This is a genomic window from Mucilaginibacter sp. GW821-FHT07G05, assembly GCF_059418565.1.
Genome location: NZ_JBWKQC010000005.1, coordinates 209,926 through 229,690, shown reverse-complemented (window position 1 = coordinate 229,690; position 19,765 = coordinate 209,926). Strand labels below are relative to the sequence as shown.

The 19,765-nt window shown below is 44.4% G+C and carries 13 protein-coding genes and 1 riboswitch; of the genes, 8 read left to right on the top strand and 5 right to left on the bottom strand.

Annotation, left to right across the window (positions count from 1 at the left end; all coding sequences use genetic code 11):
* Positions 1 to 227: 227 nt before the first annotated feature.
* Positions 228 to 343: riboswitch (SAM riboswitch) on the top strand.
* A gap of 249 nt (positions 344 to 592) precedes the next feature.
* The 7 genes from AC07NA_RS14705 (at position 593) to AC07NA_RS14675 (ending at position 10,381) form a co-directional block, all read left to right on the top strand.
* Positions 593 to 1,915, top strand: a complete 1,323-nt coding sequence (locus AC07NA_RS14705; RefSeq protein WP_494898307.1) for a peroxiredoxin family protein — start codon at positions 593 to 595, stop codon at positions 1,913 to 1,915.
* Between the two features lie 27 nt (positions 1,916 to 1,942).
* On the top strand, positions 1,943 to 3,262 hold the full coding sequence (locus AC07NA_RS14700; protein WP_345209059.1) for a peroxiredoxin family protein: 1,320 nt from the start codon (positions 1,943 to 1,945) through the stop codon (positions 3,260 to 3,262).
* A gap of 81 nt (positions 3,263 to 3,343) precedes the next feature.
* Positions 3,344 to 4,009, top strand: coding sequence for a YceI family protein (locus AC07NA_RS14695; RefSeq protein WP_494898305.1), 666 nt, complete (start codon positions 3,344 to 3,346; stop codon positions 4,007 to 4,009).
* A 147-nt stretch (positions 4,010 to 4,156) separates the two neighbouring features.
* Entirely contained in the window at positions 4,157 to 5,122 is a 966-nt protein-coding gene (locus AC07NA_RS14690; protein WP_494898303.1) for a cytochrome-c peroxidase, read from the top strand.
* A 99-nt stretch (positions 5,123 to 5,221) separates the two neighbouring features.
* Positions 5,222 to 7,990, top strand: a complete 2,769-nt coding sequence (locus tag AC07NA_RS14685; RefSeq protein ID WP_494898302.1) for a TonB-dependent receptor — start codon at positions 5,222 to 5,224, stop codon at positions 7,988 to 7,990.
* A 20-nt stretch (positions 7,991 to 8,010) separates the two neighbouring features.
* Positions 8,011 to 8,916, top strand: a complete 906-nt coding sequence (locus tag AC07NA_RS14680; RefSeq protein WP_494898301.1) for a hypothetical protein — start codon at positions 8,011 to 8,013, stop codon at positions 8,914 to 8,916.
* A 106-nt stretch (positions 8,917 to 9,022) separates the two neighbouring features.
* Positions 9,023 to 10,381, top strand: a complete 1,359-nt coding sequence (locus AC07NA_RS14675; RefSeq protein WP_494898300.1) for a hypothetical protein — start codon at positions 9,023 to 9,025, stop codon at positions 10,379 to 10,381.
* 68 nt (positions 10,382 to 10,449) lie between these two features.
* Here the strand turns inward: AC07NA_RS14675 and AC07NA_RS14670 are convergent, their stop codons facing one another.
* Positions 10,450 to 11,142: an OmpW/AlkL family protein gene (locus tag AC07NA_RS14670; protein WP_494898299.1), complete on the bottom strand. Its 693-nt coding sequence runs from the start codon at positions 11,140 to 11,142 to the stop codon at positions 10,450 to 10,452.
* Positions 11,143 to 11,382: 240 nt separating this feature from the next.
* Here AC07NA_RS14670 and queD point away from each other — a divergent pair, with 240 nt between their 5' ends.
* Complete coding sequence (gene queD / locus AC07NA_RS14665) at positions 11,383 to 11,754, top strand: 6-carboxytetrahydropterin synthase QueD (protein ID WP_494898298.1); 372 nt, start codon at positions 11,383 to 11,385, stop codon at positions 11,752 to 11,754.
* A gap of 151 nt (positions 11,755 to 11,905) precedes the next feature.
* Here queD and AC07NA_RS14660 read toward each other — a convergent pair whose 3' ends face one another.
* Genes AC07NA_RS14660 through AC07NA_RS14645 form a run of 4 tightly spaced genes read right to left on the bottom strand, consistent with a single transcriptional unit; the run spans position 11,906 to position 19,673 of the window.
* On the bottom strand, positions 11,906 to 13,219 hold the full coding sequence (locus AC07NA_RS14660) for a DUF4302 domain-containing protein (protein WP_494898297.1): 1,314 nt from the start codon (positions 13,217 to 13,219) through the stop codon (positions 11,906 to 11,908).
* Positions 13,220 to 13,236: 17 nt separating this feature from the next.
* On the bottom strand, positions 13,237 to 14,586 hold the full coding sequence (locus tag AC07NA_RS14655) for a zinc-binding metallopeptidase (RefSeq protein ID WP_494898295.1): 1,350 nt from the start codon (positions 14,584 to 14,586) through the stop codon (positions 13,237 to 13,239).
* A gap of 20 nt (positions 14,587 to 14,606) precedes the next feature.
* On the bottom strand, positions 14,607 to 16,079 hold the full coding sequence (locus tag AC07NA_RS14650) for a RagB/SusD family nutrient uptake outer membrane protein (protein ID WP_345211349.1): 1,473 nt from the start codon (positions 16,077 to 16,079) through the stop codon (positions 14,607 to 14,609).
* 12 nt (positions 16,080 to 16,091) lie between these two features.
* Positions 16,092 to 19,673 carry a SusC/RagA family TonB-linked outer membrane protein gene (locus AC07NA_RS14645; RefSeq protein WP_494898293.1) on the bottom strand — a complete coding sequence of 1,194 codons (3,582 nt, stop codon included), beginning with the start codon at positions 19,671 to 19,673 and terminating at the stop codon, positions 16,092 to 16,094.
* Positions 19,674 to 19,765: the final 92 nt, after the last annotated feature.

Genomic DNA, 19,765 nt, shown 5'->3' with positions numbered 1-19,765 from the left:
TTGAAAAACAAGACCGGCATCCTGGCTGTAAAGAGGTATTGCTTTATGCAATGGTGGTAATTTCATTCAGCTTGCTTTTCCGAACAGTCCAGGATGCCAGTCATCCATATTTAAACAATATATCAAACTAAATAAAAATAAATACTACTAATTCTATAGATAAACTTGTATTATTGATTTTTATTGTTACCTTTACGCCATCTAATTAACCCCACCATTAATTAGTTGATTTATAAAGAAGAAGGGAGAGGAAGTCTCGATGATCTTCTAGCAACTTTTCATTCAGTAATGAAATAAGTGCTTTACTTTTTTCCGAAGGGATGTTCCTCCGGAAATATAAATTAACTAGTGTTATGCAAAATTTGAATTATCTCTTTTTAGCCAAACAATCAAGCGCAACCACCGTGCGATGTTGTTGTATGTGCATGTAGTTCCCCGGGGTTTCTCCGCATAAAATTTATCGGAATTATTTACCGTGAGCTGTAGCTGTTTAGCTGCGGGTAAGGGATTGCTTATGCCTCAAATTTAAGCACACTACTTAATGTTCAATTAAGCAGTAAACAAAATTTAACAACTATAAATCACACAAAAAATGAACTTCAAAAATTATCTATCTAAAGCAAAATACCTTTCATTGGGATTGTTGCTAAGTGGCGCAGCGTTAGCCGGCGATAAAAATCCGCCTGCAAAATTTATTAAAGAAGGTGTTTGGCGCGGTGTATTCACCGTGAGCGAATCGCAAGTGCCCTTCAACTTCGAGCTGAAAGGTAAAGATGCCGAGCATGCCGTATTTACCTTGTTAAACGGTTCACGCCGCGATAACTTCCACGTGCAGCTGCTGGGTAAAGATTCGGTATTTATCAAAATGAATACTTATGACGCGGCCCTCGTTGCCAAAATAAATGATGACGGTACCTTAAGCGGCGAATACCGCAGCCTGGTGCCTAACTTCCGTGGTAACGCGTTGCCTTTTACAGCCGAGCATGGTAAAACTTATCGCTTTGTAGAGCCAGGTAAAGATGTAGCCCCTACAGCAGATCTTACCGGTAAATGGGAGCTTAAATTATACAGTAAAGAGGCTGTACCTGCTTCAATAGCCCTGTTAAAACAAAAAGGCAACAAACTTACCGGTGTGGTAATGACGGTGGTAGGCGATAGCCGCGAAATTGAAGGTACTATACAAGGTAACGAGTTCGCGCTATCGGGCTTTACCGGCCCAAGCCCTTTTATTATTAAAGGAAAAATAAACGATGACGGTACATTATCTGGCGAAGAAGGCTTCGGGATATACAAAAACCTGAAGTTTGACGCTACCAAAAACAACGATGTTGAACTGCCCGATCCTTATAAACTTACTTTTTTAAAAGAAGGCTACAAAAAGCTTGATTTTACCTTCCCCGATCTGAACGGTAAGCAGGTATCGTTAAGCGATAATAAATACAAAGGCAAGGTAGTGATTGTTGAAATTATTGGCACCTGGTGCCCTAACTGTACAGATCAAACCGTGTTTTTGTCGCCATGGTTCAACAAAAATAAAAAACGTGGTGTAGAAGCTATCGCTATCGGCTTTGAGCAAAAAGACAGCCTGGAGTATGCAAAATATACTTTAGGTAAGCTGCGCGATAAGTACAATATCGGTTACGATATTCTGTTTGGTGGCCTGGCCGATAAAAAACTGGTAGCTCAAAAACTGCCTGCGCTTAACAAATTCATCGCTTTCCCTACCACAATAATTATTGACCGTAAGGGCGATGTACGTGAAATATACACAGGCTACACCGGCACGGTAACAGGCAAATACTTTGACGATTACGAAAAGAAATTCAACAAAGTACTGGATGCCTTAATAGCCGAACCGGCACCGGAAAACGCGGCCAATACGCAGGATGCAGGTAACACAGTACAAGGTAAATAACAAACCGACCTCATATAAACAACCATTATGAAAACAATTAAATTTTTAAAAGGCACCGCGCTGCTGTCGGCAGGTTTACTGTTCAGCGGGGCTGTACTGGCCGGTGACAAGGAACCGGCTGCAAAAGTGATTAAGGAAGGTGTATGGCGGGGCGTATTTAACGTGAGCGAAACACAGGTGCCCTTCAACTTCGAGTTTAAGGGGAAAGATCTGGAGCACGGCACTTTCACGTTGCTGAACGGTACCCGTCGTGATGATTTTCATGTGCAGCGCCTGGGTAAAGATTCGGTATTCATCAAAATGAATACTTATGATGCCGCCCTGGTAGCTAAAATTGAAGACAACGGTACCCTGAACGGCGAATACCGTAGCTTGGTACCCGGCAAACGCGGCAACGCTTTGCCTTTTACAGCCGAGTATGGCAAAAAATACCGCTTTGTTGAACCGGGTAAAGATGTTGCCCCTGCTGCCAATTTAAGCGGTAAATGGGAGCTTAAGTTTTACTCAAAGGAGCAGGTGCCTAACAAAGTAGCTATCCTTAAACAGAACGGTAACAAACTAACCGGCGTAATTATGCAGGTAACAGGCGATAGCCGCGAACTGGAAGGTACCGTACAGGGAGATGAATTTGTGCTGTCGGGCTTTACCGGCCCAAGCCCTAAGATCTACAAAGGCAAGATCAATGCCGACGGTACTTTAAGCGGCGTAACCTCACAAGGTATTTATGATAATACCAAGTTTGATGGCGTAAAAGATGATAAAGCCGAACTGCCCGATCCCTACAAGCTTACCTATTTAAAAGAAGGCTACAAAAAGCTCGATTTCACTTTCCCTGACCTTACCGGCAAAGCGGTATCGTTAAGCGATGATAAGTACAAGGGCAAAGTAGTAATTATTGAAATTGTAGGTACCTGGTGCCCTAACTGTACAGACCAAACCGTATTCCTGTCACCATGGTTCAATAAAAACCAAAAGCGCGGTGTTGAAGCCATTGCCATTGGTTTTGAGCAAAAGGACAGCTTAGCTTATGCCCAATACACTTTAGGTAAGCTGCGCGATAAATACAATATCAAATACGATATTCTGTTTGGTGGCCTGGCCGATAAAAAACTGGTTTCGCAAAAGCTGCCGGCCTTAAACAAGTTTGTTGCTTTCCCTACCACCATTATTATCGACCGTAAAGGTGATGTACGTGAAATATACACCGGCTACACCGGCACCGTAACAGGTAAATACTACAAAGACTACGAAAAGAAATTTAATACCCTGCTCGATCAGCTTTTGGCTGAAGAGGCACCTTCAACCGCGGCTGTAAAAACAGATGAGCCTGCGCAAAAAGGCAAATAAATAATAAACTAAACCAACTCATTCCGGTGCGGACTAAGGTTCGTGCCGGAAATTTTAACCACAAAAAAACAAACCACGATCATGAAATTCACATTAGCGCTTTCAGTTATTACAGTAGCATCATTAGCGGCATTTACAGGCCCTCTAACCATTCCGAAACCACACGCTAAAAAAGCTGATGTAGCCAAAGCGGCATCAAACTACACCGGTGTATCAAAACCGCAGGTATTTAAGGTTGATAACGAGGGCAGTAAGCTAACCTGGCTGGCTAAAAAAGCGACAGGCGAGCACAGCGGAAATGTTAAGGTAAGCGACGGTAACTTTACTGTTGACAACAACACACTTAAAGCCGGTTCATTTGATATTGATACCCGCACCATTACCGATGTTGATATTACCGACGAAGCTTCGAACGCCAAACTGGTAGGTCACCTTAAAAGCGACGACTTTTTCAGCTCGGAGAAATTTCCGAAAGCGAACTTTGTGATCACATCGGCCACAAAAGCTACCGGTAACCAATACAATGTAAAAGGCAAGCTTACCATTAAAGGCATTACCAACGAGGTTGAGTTTCCGGCTACCGTAGCGGTAAGCGGCAAAAAACTAACAGCCAACGCCAAAATCACTATCGACCGTACAAAATACGATATCAAATTCCGCTCGAAAAATTTCTTTGAAAACCTGGGCGACAAGGTGATATACGATGATTTTGACATTAACGTAGCCCTGGTAGCCAACGCTCAATAAGCGCGAAAAAAGAAAAAAGTTTTAGTAGGTGTAATCAATATAACTGTCCCTGTTCGGGGGCGGACAGGGCAGTTATTATCTTTTTTATCGCCCCTGATACTAACAGAACAGCAGTGTTAATAGCTTGATAGCTGCATGGATATGGTCATGAAAAAAAGCAACGTTATAATTGTACTTACAGGTTTAATTGCCTTATTGGTAACCCAGCAAAGCTTTGTTGGCGGTAGCGATGAGGTACAAACCAAAGAGCAGCTGGGTAGTAAACTGTTTTTCGATAATATTTTATCAAAAGACCGCACTATCAATTGCTCATCATGCCACAAGCCCGAATTTGCCTTTGCCGATACAGCAACATTCAGTAAAGGAATTGATAACAAACTCACCGCGCGTAACTCGCCGGGCCTCACCAATCTATCCGGCCGCACCCAGTTTTTTTGGGATGGCCGTGCCGCCTCACTGGAGGAACAGGCCCTTGGGCCAATCACATCGCCTGATGAAATGGGCCTAACCATTGAAGAGGCGGTTAAACGACTTAACGACGATGAATTTTATGCAACCGCTTTTAAAAAAATATATAAAACAGCGCCGAATAAAGATAATTTGTTGAAAGCACTCGCGGCTTTTGAACGGACGCTTGAAACCAATAACAGCCCTTATGACCGTTATATTAACGGCGATGATAACGCGCTTTCGGCAGCGGCCGCGCGTGGCAGGTTGTTATTTATAGGCCGTGGCAATTGTAATAATTGCCACTCCGGAGAGGATTTTACGGCAGACAGATTCAAGAGTATTGGCCTTTATAATGGTAAAAACCTTAACGACCAGGGCCGTTTCAAAATTACAAAGGACAGTACCGTACTCGGCGAATTTAAAATACCCGGTTTGCGCAACGTGGCTGTAACAGCGCCATACATGCACAACGGGCAATTTAAAACATTACGCCAGGTGGTTGAATATTACAATAACCCATCGGCGGTGGTAAGTGATGGCATTAACCGCGACCTATCATTAGATAAGCCGCTGAATTTATCAACCCAGGATATTGACGATATAGTGGTCTTTTTAAAAGCGCTTACCGATGATCGTTTTGCCGGTAACATACCTAAAAACTGATCCTTTAATTAAATAATCCTTACAGCATTTTATACTACGTGGTGCAGGCCGTTTTGGCCCGCAGGCAATCCCCTTGTGTTTAAACTAAACTCGACAACAATGAAAAAAATTATACAATTAGTACTATTGCTGAGCCTCTTTCTGGGGCAAAGCCTTTATGCCCAAAAGCGGGTAATAACGGGCGTGGTCACGTCGGCAGATGATAACCAGCCTGTACCGGGCGTATCGGTACGCGTAAAAGGCCTTAACGAAGGCGCGGTTACCAAAAGCGACGGCTCTTATGAAATTAGCATCCGCAACGGTAAATACCTTGTTTTTTCTTTTGTAGGTTACGAAAATCAGGAAGAATTTGTTGATGGCAAAACCAAGATCAACGTAAGCCTTAAACCTTCAACCGGTTTATTGAATGAAGTGAGCATAGTAGGTTCGCACAATGCCAACCGTACCAAGCTAAACTCGGCCAACCCGGTAGATATCATTGATATTAAAGCCTTGCAGGAAACTACTCCGCAGGTGAGCGTTACCCAGTTATTGCAATATGTATCACCATCATTTCACTCCTCTGTATCAGGTGGTGGTGATGCGGCTTCGGCTACGTCAACAGCGCAGTTGCGTGGTTTAGGGGTAGATCAGTTGCTGGTGCTCATCAACGGTAAGCGCAGGCACAAAAGCTCCAACATCAGCTGGGGCGGTTTGGGCAACGGCGCTACCGGGTACGATCTGAACTCCATCCCGACAGGTTCAATTGAACGTATCGAGATACTGCGTGACGGCGCGGCGGCGCAATATGGTTCGGACGCGATAGCGGGTGTGATAAACATCGTACTAAAGAAAAATACCGACCAATTATCACTTACCTCAACAGCCAGCACCCGCAGGCGTGGCGATGGTTTAACTACCCGTACCAGCAGCAATTACGGTGTTAAACTGGGCGAAAAAGGCGGTTATTTAAACGTAACCGGTGAATTTGCCACACAGGCGGTATCCTTGCCAACAGGTAATGACGATGCCGGTTTATACATTGGTCCGGCTTATGGCGGCGGTGCCAATACCCGTGGGTTCGACCAGATTTACACCAAAGAAATTGACGATGCCATTATTAAAAGCCGTGGTATTGATCGCCATTACTTTGATCAGCGTGGCAGTACCAATAAGGCTATCGATGGTTTGCTGTTTTTTAACGCCGGTGTGCCGTTAAAGCAGGATGTTGAGCTGTATGCCTTTGGTGGTATCAGTCACCGTAACTCACAGTTTACCGCGGTATACCGTTTACCGGGATGGACAGAGCGTAACAACACCTTCATTTATCCCGACGGTTTTTTACCAGCCATGGATAATATCATCACCGATAAATCATTCGCTGTAGGTTTAAAAGCCAAAGTGAAAAACTGGAACGTTGATATATCAAATGTGTATGGTACCAACGGTTTCGGTAACGAGATCAGTAATTCGCTTAACGCCAGCTATGGCCAGCGTACCCCGCGTAAGTTTAACGCAGGTAGCTACAATGCAAGCCAAAACACCGGGAGCATAGATTTTAGCCGGTATTTTGACAAGGTACTTAAAGGTATCAACGTGGCATTTGGTGGTCAGTACCGTGTAGAAACCTACCAGATAATAGCAGGAGAGGAGGCATCGTATGCTAAGGCAGATCTGCGGGCTATTTACGGGGTGGATACTACATCGGGTGGTATACCTTATACCACTTCATTGGGTTACACGCCGCTTAATGGCTTATCACCGGGTTCGCAAATCCACGCGGGTTTCAGGCCATCTAACGAGGTTGATGTAAACAGGGCAATCTCTGCCGCTTATGCCGATGTGGAGTTGAACGTAACGTCAAAATGGTTATTATCAGGTGCGTTAAGGGTGGAGCATTATTCTGATTTTGGAAGTGTGTTTACCTACAAGGGCGCTACACGATATAGCTTTGCCGATTGGCTGGGTGTAAGGGGATCTATCAATACCGGTTTCCGCGCGCCCGATCTGGCACAGTTCTATTATACCGAAACTTCAACAACCTTTCAAAACGGTGTAGCTATTGACCAGGTAACGGCCAATAACGTAAACCCGGCTACCAAAGCGCTGGGCATACCAAGCTTAACGCCCGAGCGGTCAAAAGGATATACTGCCGGTTTAACCTCATCGCCAATACCTAACGTGGAGTTTACGGTAGATGCTTACCAGATTGATATTAAGGATAGGGTAGGTAATACAGGTCGTTTTTCGGCTACGGATACCAACCTGCCGGCAGACGTAAGAGCTTTGTTTGTGCAAACCGGGACAGTACAGGCAAAGTTCTTTTACAACTCTTTTAGCACCACTACAAAAGGTATAGAGTTTACGGGCAGCTACAGGTTCTTGTTCGAAAATGGCGCTAATGCGACATTCCTGGCAGGCGGTAACTTCTTAGAAACCAAGCTGACCAAGGTAAACACCCCGAAAGGTTTGGAAGCGTACCGTTACATCATCTTTGATGAGTCGGAGAAAACAAGGGTAACCAGCAACATCCCGTCGAAAAAGATCACCTTGCAGGGTACTTATAACATCAACAAGTTCAACTTTTTACTGCGCACGGTATACTTTGGTTCGGTTACGCTGGCTACACAGCTGAATGCCACCTTCCCAAAACCTGATTATTACTATCAAACATTTAGCCCTATTTGGGTAACTGATATAGCCGCCGGTTATAAAATAACACCAAACATACAAGCTACAGTAGGTGCCAACAACCTGTTCAATATATTGGGCGATTATACCATACCTGCACCGGGCAGCAACATTACCCGCAACCCGGGACCGGGTGCTACACAGGCAGGTACAACAACAGGCGTACAGCCATTTGTAAGATTTACAGCTAAGTTTTAATGTTAAAAAATAAAAAGATCATGAAAATATTCTATCATAAAACCACGCAGCTTATTTTTAACACAAAGCTATCGAGGTATCAATACTTACTATTCGCAGGTTTACTGGCTATAGGCTTCACTTCCTGCAAAAAGACCGATTATTTAGACACCGACAATGCCGATCGTCCGCCGCTAAGCGCGAAGGTAAAGCTGGTTAACGCGTTATCAATAACAGCCCCTGTAAACTTTTTAGATTTTACCAGGCAAATAAACGCCGCTATTGTAACCCATAACGTAGCTACCGATTACCTGGATACGCAATATGGTAAAGTACAGTACAATACTACCGAGGGCAATAACACCAGCTACAAATCATCTTATGTATTTGGCGGCAGCGCCACCTTTGCGCAGGAGAATGATAAAGCATCATTCGCAGGGCCTAACGGACCGATAGCAAGTTATTACCATACCTTATTTACCGTGGCTAAACGCAAGCCAAGTAAAGCAAACCCCGGTAACAGGGACAGCCTGATATTGGTGTATGACGATTTGGAAGCGCCTGCGGCAGGTAAAGCCAAGGTAAGGTTCGCTAATTTTTCGCCCGATGCACCTGATTTGAGTTTTGGATTGGCAGGCGGATCGGCTGTATTCACCAATGTGGCTTATGGCAACTTCGCAGGCCAAACCGTTATCACTTATGATGCCAACGGCAAAGCACCTGCCACTATTGAAGGCTTAACCTGGAAAACATTAGGCCCATTCAAAGAAATTGATGCCGCAAGCGCAAAAGATTTTACTATACGCAATGCGGCAACCAATACCGTTATCCCGGTAAACGGCTTAAGCAATATCAGCTTTGAGGCCGGTAAAATATATACCGTATTTATAAACGGTACAGTAAGTGGCTCAACCATCACTGCAACAGTGATCAGTCACGCTAAATAATATAAGTACGAATGGTGGTTATTTGTGCTTTAAGGAGCCAACCCGGTTTAGGCCGGGTGGCTTCTTTTTTTTAACATTTTTTTCTGCCAATACCTCACACTTTACAATGACAACTATAAACCATCAGCCATTTACCAAATGGAAGCCTTATGAAAAGATAGTATTACGCACCTTTTTTATATACGCCGCCATTACAATTATCCCTTTAACGGTTTCTTTTTACAAGCAAGATTTTGATGCCGGGTTCTCGGTTAAAAATTACCCCTTCCGCTGGCTGGATGTGGTAAGCCAAAACAATCCATGGTTTTTTAGCAGCCAGGGCGGTAAAAACTATCTGGGCTGGGCAATTACCTTGCTGGCAAGTTTTGTGGCAGGCCTTGTATGGACTTTAATAGCCACGCAAATAAACAAGAACAAAAATATACTGGAAGAAAACGGCGAAGCCGACAACAAACTCTATAACTGGTTCTTCATATTGGTGAGGTACCAGATAGCCTTGCGGATGTCGTGGTTTGCCATTGCCAAGGTATTTCCGGTGCAGATGCCTTTCCCTACCATCAGCCAGTTAAATACCAACCTGGGCGATTTTACTCCCGGAAAATTATATTGGTTAACAACGGGCGTATCGCCATTTTTTGAAGTATTCGCCGGGATATTTGAACTGGTCGCAACTATCCTCATTTTGTTCAGGCGTACAGCTACGCTTGGCGCGTTGATGATGATCGCTATTTTGCTGCCTATTTGGTTTGTAAATATAGGGTACGATGCCGGGGTAGAACTGGCCAGTTTACATTTGCTATTGTTATCGTTACTGTTGTTAGCCAGGGATGCCGGTAAGTTTTACGATATCCTCATTAAACACCAGCAGGCAGCCATCAGTTATATAGCCGCTCCGGCTTTTAAGCAGCGCTGGCAACGCATAGCGCGTTTGGCATTAAAGGTTGCATTTATATTTCTGTTTTTGCTATACCGTGGATACCAGTACGGGCAGCTTTATGCCAATGGCAAAACATTTAAATTACCATTAGATAATGGTGTGCAAAGCTTTGCCGGTTTTTATAATGTAGAAGAGTTTAGGCTCAACAACAAGGTTATTCCGTATTCACCTACAGATACCCTGCGCTGGCAAAATGTGGTGTTCGAAAAATTTAATACCATCAGTATCCGGGTGGCAAAACCATTTGTAGCCAACACCAAAAACAACATTCGCACTACTGAATATTATGGTAACATAGGCAGGTTGTTTTATGGCTATGAGGCAGATACGATAAAGCACCGGTTCAATTTAGCTAACCGTGCAGATACATCGGCCAAAATAATACTCAACTATAGCCGCCCTAACGATTCTACCTTTATTGTGACAGGCATTAATGAGCATAAAGATTCGGTTTATGCAGTATTAACCAAAATAAACAAGAAATATCCGCTCCAACTGAAACGGAAAAGCAGCACTGCTTCAGAGTAGTTTCATCATAAAAGTATTTTCCTTCGCGGCATAAACAAATAGTTACGTCCGCGAAGGAAAGTATTTTTTTACTTAATGCGATAACCAATACCAATACCCACCACCCATGGGTTTAGCTTAACATCGGCATTAATGTTTTGTAATACCGGGGCAAGTGCCGGGCTGCCGGCCGGTGTTAAATTAGCCGCGTTTACTGTAGCGGTGGTAGATAACAACAGCTTTTTAAGATCGATGTTGATGAATACTGTTTTACTGATATCATAATCTATCCCCGCCTGGGCAGCAAACGCGAATTTGTTTTTATACTTAATGTCCTGTACAACCGGACCCTGATCGGCACTGTAAAAAATGGTATAGTTAACGCCTGCTCCTAAATAAGGTTTAAATGCGGTGCCGGTAGGTAAATGATATTGCATGGTAAGCGTTGGCGGCAATAGCCATACTTTACCAAGGTCAACATCTGCCGCGGCGCTGCCGCCAATAGCTGTTAGGTTTGATCCCTGTGTTTTTACCTTGTGTTTTGAGGTCCCCAATATCAATTCGGCAGAAAAGTTTTTGGCGAAGAAATAGGTAATATCCAGCTCGGGCACGTACGCGTTGCTTATATTAACATCGCCGCCGATAACACCTATGGCAGCGCTTTCCTTGGGTAATATGCCTATAGCGCGTAAACGAATATTCCATTCGTTTTTTTGTTGGGCAAAGCTGTTAAAGCCACTGAACAAGCATAAGGCCAATACATAAAGTTTTAAATTTTTCATATTCTGTTGTTTTAATATGCATCAAATGTATTGGCAGTTACGGCCCGCTTCCGTGACGATAGGCAGGACGATTATTGATATGTATCATTGCGCAGGCAGTACAAAAGCATAAAATTTCAATGCGGTTTACAAAGCGTAATTACTACCCACAAACAATGCTAAAAGCCGCAAATAACATTGATAGTGATCATTTTTAAACAGGGTAGAATCGCTTAAACTTGGCGATTAAAATAGGGCAGGATGCCCGCTACTATTATGATCATCTATCAACACTTTACGTTCGACTCGGCTCATTTTCTGCCGCATGTACCCGAAGGCCACAAATGCCGAAACCTGCATGGGCACACTTATCATCTTACCATACATATTTCGGGCAAAGTGCAAGAACCGGAAGGATGGATACTGGATTTTTCGGACCTCAAAACTATAATGACACCGGTACTGCACCTGCTTGATCACCGGCTGCTAAATGAAATAGATGGATTGGAAAACCCAACTGCCGAAAACCTGACCGTATGGCTGTGGCGGAAAGTAAAGCCGCTATTACCCGGGCTAACCAGGATAGAGCTGAAAGAAACACCCGGAACGGGAGTGGTATATGAGGGGGAATGAGATCATTGTTTTCTTCCCAAAATGTTAAACAACAAAACCGGGGGAAATAATTGGTATTACAAAACCGCTGTATTTATTTGCCTGTAAAAGCAAAACGGGACTGCCTTTAAGACAGCCCCGCTTGCTAATTAACTATATAAATAAAGGAGTTTTAGTTTAACGTTCCTGTAAATGTAAATTCAGGATGTTCAACACTTTTAAACTGGCCTAATACCTGGCCACTTGCCGAATCAAAGAAATAATCTAACGTAAACGTATCTACACTCAGGCGTTGCGTGGTAAGCGGTGCCATATTATCACGTATCAATGAGGCATTGCCCGATAAATTACCTGCTGTGAATTTGTATACGCCATCAGCTGTTTTGCTGTAGGTGTATGGGAAATCGGCAAGGAATTTATTACCACCCTGGTAAATATCGGCGGTGATGGTAAGCCTGCTGCTTAATACATCAAACTGGAACTGCATTCTATCCAAACGTAAACCATAAGGGCCTGCCAGCATAGTGGCCGCGGCTGCCGCACGCCTGCTCACAAAATCTGCCGACCAACCCGGATAGCTGCTTGCGTAAGGTACAATTATATTTGAGTAGCTAACGCCGATGAGTAAATGCAATGGCAATATTGGGGTAGGCGATACCTGCACAATTACCTTTTCGCCGCCTACCGTGGTGTATAACTGCTTATTGGCAGCATCCCAGGTAAGTTCGGTGATCTGCTTGCCTTCGTACTCAACAGGTTCTTTCAACACAATCCCCGTTAACGTAAACGCGAATGCCGATGAACTGGTTGATATTACATTATCTTTTAACCAGTTAAGGGTGAAAATTTTGTTAGAAGCATTAATGGTAGCCTGTACCTGCGTGGCATCGCCTAAGTTTACAAACAGGTACTGGTTTTCGGCAGTATAGCCTAATATATCGTTTACGAGTGTGTTTAGGCCTTTATTGCTATACGATTCTGCTTGCGCGGCGGTGGCTTTTATTAGTATCAGTTTACTATCAAGCAAGTTACCGCGCAGGGTAATGGTATCGCCGGATACCTTATCAAACGAAAACTCAAAATCAGAGTACAATCCCCAACCGGCCACGCCTCCGTTTACTTCGGGGGCAGGGTCGGCGAGTATGTGCATATAGTTATAGGTATCAAACAAAAGTGAAGGTGCCAGTACCGATTTTAGGCGATAGCTGCTCTCGTGCACGTCCTGGGTTGATTGCTCGCTGATATCAGCCAGCATGGTCACCCTGTTATTGGTAGAAAATTTCATGTAGAACGAAAACCCGCTGCCGCCATCAGGGTACAGGTAAGCTACCCAGCCATTGGTACTGCCGGTAAGCGCATCGTTATATTCTTTTAGTTTTGCTTCCGTGCGTTCCTCGGGCCTTTCGCCCGGTGCCGGGTCAACGCCTTTTTTACAGCTGGCTAACAAGCCTACCGAAAGCAGGGTATATATGATATATTTTTTCATGTTTTGCTTGTTGTGTATTAATTCAATGTTCCGATCATATACGAGCTGTTATCGTCAATTTTGTAAAACGCGCCGAATGCACCCTTGGCACCTTTTGAACCCGGTACCAGGTTTGGCGCCCAGTCAAACCTGAACTCGTTGTTTTTAATATAGTTGTCAACAGCGGTCATGCTGGCTTTTATAAAGTCCATATTGCCGTAGGTAACGCCGCTTGGTTGCGGGTTAAGCGGTACCAGTTTAACACGACCAATATCGATAGGGTCAAAATTCATCTGGTAATCGGTATCGGCATAATAGGTAGTGGTACCACGGATGAAGTAATAACGCAGCGTCATTTTGTTATTGGCCGTGAAGAACATGTCGTAACTGTCGAGCGTAAAACCCTGTCCATTCAACGCGGTTTTAGCGGTATTCCATACCCCTAAAAAATCGGCCGACTGCGGCGTTTCTGTTGTAGGGCTGGCGCTAAATGAGCTGTAAGTGTTGTTTGGCCCTATTGAGTTGGTTAAAATAACCGGGGCTGTTTTATCAACAGCATCAGCAACGGCTTGTTGCAGGGCGTAGAAGTCGATATTCCAGGCGGTTTTAAAATACTCAACTACCAGTTGCTCTTTTTTACGCAGTTTGGTACGCGGGTCAATCGGCAAAGCGTTTACAATATTATTGTATTCGTAGCTGCCCATCATCAGCATGTTTGATACCATTTCGGCAAAATCCTCAATAGGATTACTGCGCGAGTACTGGGTAATAAAGCCCAGTGAACGCGCTTCATCCAGCGATGGAATGTTCCAGTTAGCGGTGTAGTCTGATTTGGTTACCAGTATAAAAGCCTGATCGAACGCTATTTTTTGATTTAAAATGTGCGTAAACTCATGCTGTATAACCTGAATCATTTGCTTTACATTCTGCGTGTTGGTTTTGTTGAAATTATTGATCACGTAGAGCACAATTTTACGGCCGCCTTCGGCTGTACCCAAAGTAATGGTGCCATCGCCGTTAAACTGCGGACTGCCCACCAGTACAAACTGTTTCGGGGTGTTGATCTTCATAAAATCGGCACCGCCTACTACTTCGTAAGGCTTTATCCATACATCGGTTACCGTTTGCATGGCAGGTATTACCTTGCTTTCTTCGGGCGGGGTCATATCTTTTGAAAGGTTAAGCTCAAAAGCGTCCCAACGGTATTTTACCTCGATGTTGTAGGGGGTAACAAAATTGTCGTCAATCCACCTGTCCAGATCGGTTTTGGCAGTCTGGTTCCTGTCAATGGCATCGAGGTTGGCATTTAAGGTGCCTTCTTTTTTACACGCGCTTGTTGCCGCTAAAAGCAGTACAATAAGCAGGTTTATAAAATATCTCTTTTTCATGTGTTAATGTTTAGGTTCAATTATCTTGGATTTAATGGCACGCCCGATAATGCTACCTCTGATGGCAACTGGAATAATCTTCGCGGATCATCTGCCGGTAGGGTAACATAGGTATCGGTGTTGTTAACTGCTTTAATGTTATGCACAACAGGTATCTTCAACCTGATGAGGTCGAACCATCTTAAACCTTCCTGTATAAACTCTGATTTTTTAAAGTCGAGCGCTGTTTGAATTAACCCGGCTTCCGGGTCATCGGTTCCGTAAAAATCTGCCACTTTTGCAAGGGTGATGCTTTGCGATGCAGCGTCGTAATTTCTGATCCGGGTGCTGGCAAACGTATTCAGATCGGCAAGCGCTTCGGTGTATTTGCCGGTACTGGCATAAGCTTCAGCTCTGTTCAGTAACAACTCATCAGCAGTAAATTGCGGCATAATGGTGTAGGGGATACCAATGTTAGCATTAGGGCTCGAGCGGATGAACAACTCTTTAAACTTAAGGTAGCTGTAGTTTGGCACACCATAATTGTACATTTTACGGCCGCTAAAAGTAGTACCGGTTACGTTAGGCTGCGATTGCTCAGTGTTTAAATATAAACCCATCGCGTAGCGAAAGAAAGAATAGTTACGTGCCCAGCCCGATGGTGCTTCTGTTAACAGCAGGTTTGAATTTTCGGCTGCCTGGGTAAACATAATTTCCATTTCGTTGGCCGATGCATCATAATACTTGGTGCTCCATGGCCTGATGTTGGCTGCAAAGCTGTTACCCGGAAACGCGGAAGTAGCGTACTGAATCACTTTATCATACTGTTGTTTAAAAAGGTAGAAACGTGCCGCGAAAGCGTAAGCCGCTGCCTGGTTAAAATGGTACTTAGGTACACGGTAAACGCTGTTTTTAATAAGCGGCAGGCCTTCGAGCAGGTCTTTCTCTATTTTTTCGTAGGTAGATGCCACTGTACCACGGTCGTATTGTTGAAATACAACTTTTTCGGGCGTAGTAACATACGGTATCCCCGGCGAATCGTTAGCGCCGTTAGGCTCATATACCTTGGCATACAGTAAGGCCAGCATAAAGTGCGCGTAAGCACGGGCTACCAAAGCTTCGCCTTTGTAAGGTAAGTATGGGGTTTGATCGGGTGCTTTAGCGATGGCATCAAGGGCTGCATTAGCGGCGGCTATAGCTGCATAACTGGCATTCCAAAAGAAGGTTGGCGTACCGGTATCGCGGCTGTCCACATCCTGCCACTGGTATGGGTTTTGGTTGGTAGGGTTAAGGTTACCTACGTTTACGCCCTTGTCTTCAGCATTATCTGATGCAGCCTCGGTAAAAGTAGCATAATCTGCCTGGGTGTAAGCTGTAGCTAAAATTTCGCTCACCTTTTCAACTGTATTCAGTTGGGTTCGCTGATCGGGCACCTGTTCCAGGAACTTCTTACACGATGAAGAAGAAAGTACAAGGAGGGCCGATGTGAATATGATAGTGTATTTTTTTGTCATGACGTGGAGAAATTAAAATCCGACCTTAAGTGAAAGTGTGAATTGGCGCGGGATTGGCAAAGCGACACCACCCGATCCGAAAAATTCAGGATCTTGTCCGTTCAGTGCTTTATCCGAGTAGATCAGCCAAACGTTGTTGGCAACCATGGTAAGGGAAGCGTTTTTGAAACCGAATTTCTTCACGAAATCCTGCGACAGAAAATACCCGAACGATACTTGTTTCAACCGCACAAAACCACCATCGGCAACACGGGCTGATGAGTAATTGTAATTGTTATACGGATAGCCGTCTAACTGGCCAACTTCACGCGCACTTAAAATAGAAGGTACATTGGTCCTGGTTTCATCGCCCGGCATTACCCACCTGTTTAAAAAGGTTGATGATACGGCATCCATATCGCTGTAGCTTGATTTAAATACAGGGTTTAACCTAACCTTGTTACCTGCGCTGTAAGTAATTAATGCCGATAGGGTGAAGTTTTTAAACTTAACCGAGTTAAAGTAACCGCCATTGATGGTAGGGTCAACAGGGCCTTCGTATTTTAGGTATTTGGTTACATCGCTTTGCAGGTATACATTGGTGCTTCTTTCGCCATTTTCGTTGGTAAAGTAAGGCACGCCTGTGTTGTGGTCTAAGCCCACAAAATCAATGGAGAACAAGCCACGCTGCGGATAACCTTCCTGCGCGCCGCCATCGGGATTTACCAGGTTGAATATCAGTGGCTGATTTTTCAGGTTGGTAATTTTGCTGGTATTGTGGGCGAAGGTAAGTTGGGTGGTCCAGGTCCAGTCTTTCTTTTTAATGATAGACGCGCCAAGGGTAACCTCAATACCTTTCGAGCGCATATCGGCATAGTTGGCTACTTTGGTTTCTTCGCCGCCTATACCCGAGGTTCTGATCAAACCTATCAGGTCAAATCCGCGCCTGTCGTAAACATCTACTGTTAAAGTGATCCTGTTGTTCAGGAATGCCAGATCGGCGCCAATGTTCAGCTCTTTTTGTTTTTCAAATGTTAGTTCTGAGTTCTCTAAACCGGCTATATATAGTACGGTTTCTTTTTCGGTAGCGTAAGGCCTGTTGGTATTACGTGCCTGTAAAAACAAGCTGGAGTTGGTTGCAGGGCCCATGCTGGCCGTTAAGCCGTAGGTAGCACGCAACGTAGCACGACTTAATATTTTGCTGATGGCATTGTTCTGCATAAACTCTTCGGTATCGATATTCCACGCGCCCGATACGTTCCAGGTAGGTAACCATCTGGCCGTGCGCGATTCACCTAATAAGTTTGAGCCATCATAACGGCCGGTTGCGTTAAAGCTATACTTGCCTTTGTAGGAGTAGGCCGCGCGCATCTGGTAGTTAAGATAGCGCTCGTAGCTATAGTTCATGCTGTAATAGTTGAAGTTTGATTCAACGTTTTGCTTAACTATGTTAGGATCAATAAATGGCACGCCACCCTGATCATACTGATAACCGTAGCCATCAAATGTTTTGTGCTGGCGGTTAATGTAACGCAACTCTTGTGCCGCGTAAATATTTACAAGGTGATCCTGGTTAATGGTTTTGTTCCACTCCAACGCGTTACGGAAGTAGTAGTTGGTAATATTGTCATCAACCGTATTATAAAAACCACCATAAGGCAATACCGATACCGGCAGCGCGTTCGGGTCATCCGGGTTACGGTACAAGAACCTGTTTGAATTAATGATGGTAGAATTTTGCTCGGCAATACCTGCCCTGTAGGCCATGGCCTGGTTCGAGTTTTCAGTTACCTTATGCTCCTGGTTGGTTTTGGCAAAGCGGTAAGCGCCGTCAAATGAGTATTGCAAAGCTGGTGTTATTTTATATTTCACACCCGCCTGGCCTTTAAAATCAATCTGGGTTAAACCCAAAGTATTGTTTTGCAACTCATGAATGATGTTGAAAGGAGCGTAATCCCTGTTAAAGTATTCGAGATTGCCATTGGCATCATACGGAGTAAGCACACGGCTGGTATTGATGGCGTAGCTGAAAGGGTTAATGTCGAAATCCCTGTCGTACTGACCAAAAACCGGGTTACTGATACGGCCCAAAGTACCCGGGGCCACCTGGTCGCGAACCGATCCCTGGGTTAAGAGTTCGAAAGATAGTTTATCGCTTATCTTGAATGTTCCTCTTAAGTTACCGGTAAAGCGTTTTACGTTATCGCCTATGGTCCAGCCGTTATCCTGCAAAAAGCTGGTTGAAGCATAGTACTGCGATTTTTCGGTACCTGATGATACGCTTAGCGAGTGCTCCATCATCAGCGAATTTTTGAACAATACGTCAAACCAATCGGTGTTTGCATTGGCATAGCGTTGCAGGTAAGCTTTTTGGCTTGGTACGTTGTTGGTTAACGCGTAAGTTTGAGTGGCAGGGTCAAACTTGTACATTTCGTTATACATTTTGGTAAACACGCCGCCACTTGGGTTATTAGCTGTAGATGAGTGGTTTAACCAGCCCTTATTCTGCATTTCGAGGTACACGTTCATCTGGTCGGCCGAATTTAAAATGTCGTAATTGCTGTACGACGGTTTTAAATAGCTGGAGAAGTTACCCGTATACGATACGATAGGCGCGCCCGATGTGTTTTTACCCTTTTTGGTGGTTACTACTACCACACCGTTCATGGCGCGTGCACCATACTGGGCTGTTGCAGCAGCATCTTTCAGGATAACGAAGCTCTCAATGTCATCAGGGTTTAAACCCGCTACCGATGAACCTACCAGTGTATTAGGATCACCTGTTGATAGCTGCTCGTTTGATATGTTTACCACATCTTCAAGTATCACACCATCAACAACCCATAGCGGCTTGTTATCACCATTAATAGAGGTAGCGCCACGTACACGTATTTTAGGCGCGGCACCAAACGTACCTGATACGTTTTGTACCGATACACCCGCTACGCGGCCTTCCAGCATACGGCTTACGTCGGTAATACCATCTCGCTTTACATCTGATGCCTTTAAGGTGGTAGCGGCACCGGTAAATAATTTACGGTCGAGATTTTGGTAACCTGTGGCTACTACGCTCACTTCGTTAAGGGCTGTGCTTTCTGCCTCGAGGGTAATGTTGATGGTAGTATTGGCAGGTGATACAGTGATCTCCTGGGCTTTATAACCCATCATGCTGAAAACCAATACCGCGTTTTGCTTAACCCTGATGGTGAAGTCGCCTTTTGCATCGGTTGATACGCCATTTTTTGTGCCTTTTTCAAATACGTTTACACCCGGCAAAGCCTCAACGCTGTTGTTTTCCTTTGATGTTACATGGCCCTTTACGGTAATGTATTCATCGGCTTTTTTAACAGCGGCTGTTTTTTTCAGGATGATGTTGTTGCCTACAATGGTATAGCTGATGCCGGCCTTGGCAGGCAGTTCTTCCAAAGCATCTTTTAACGATGATGGCTTGGTGTTGGCGGCAACAACCTGGCCTTTGTTAATTTCGGCAGCATCATAAATAAAGTTTACGTGGTAGGCATCTTCCAGTTTTTTAAGGTAGGGTTCCAGCTTTACATTGCCGGGGGTTAAGCTTTGTGCAACCAAGTCGGCTCTTGCATTTATTGCAAGGCACATACCGGTCAAAAAAACTTTGCAGAACGTTAAAGTTCGCTTTTTGTAGAAATTTTTGATCATACGTGTCAGTTAGTTAAAGAAAAGATGAGGGG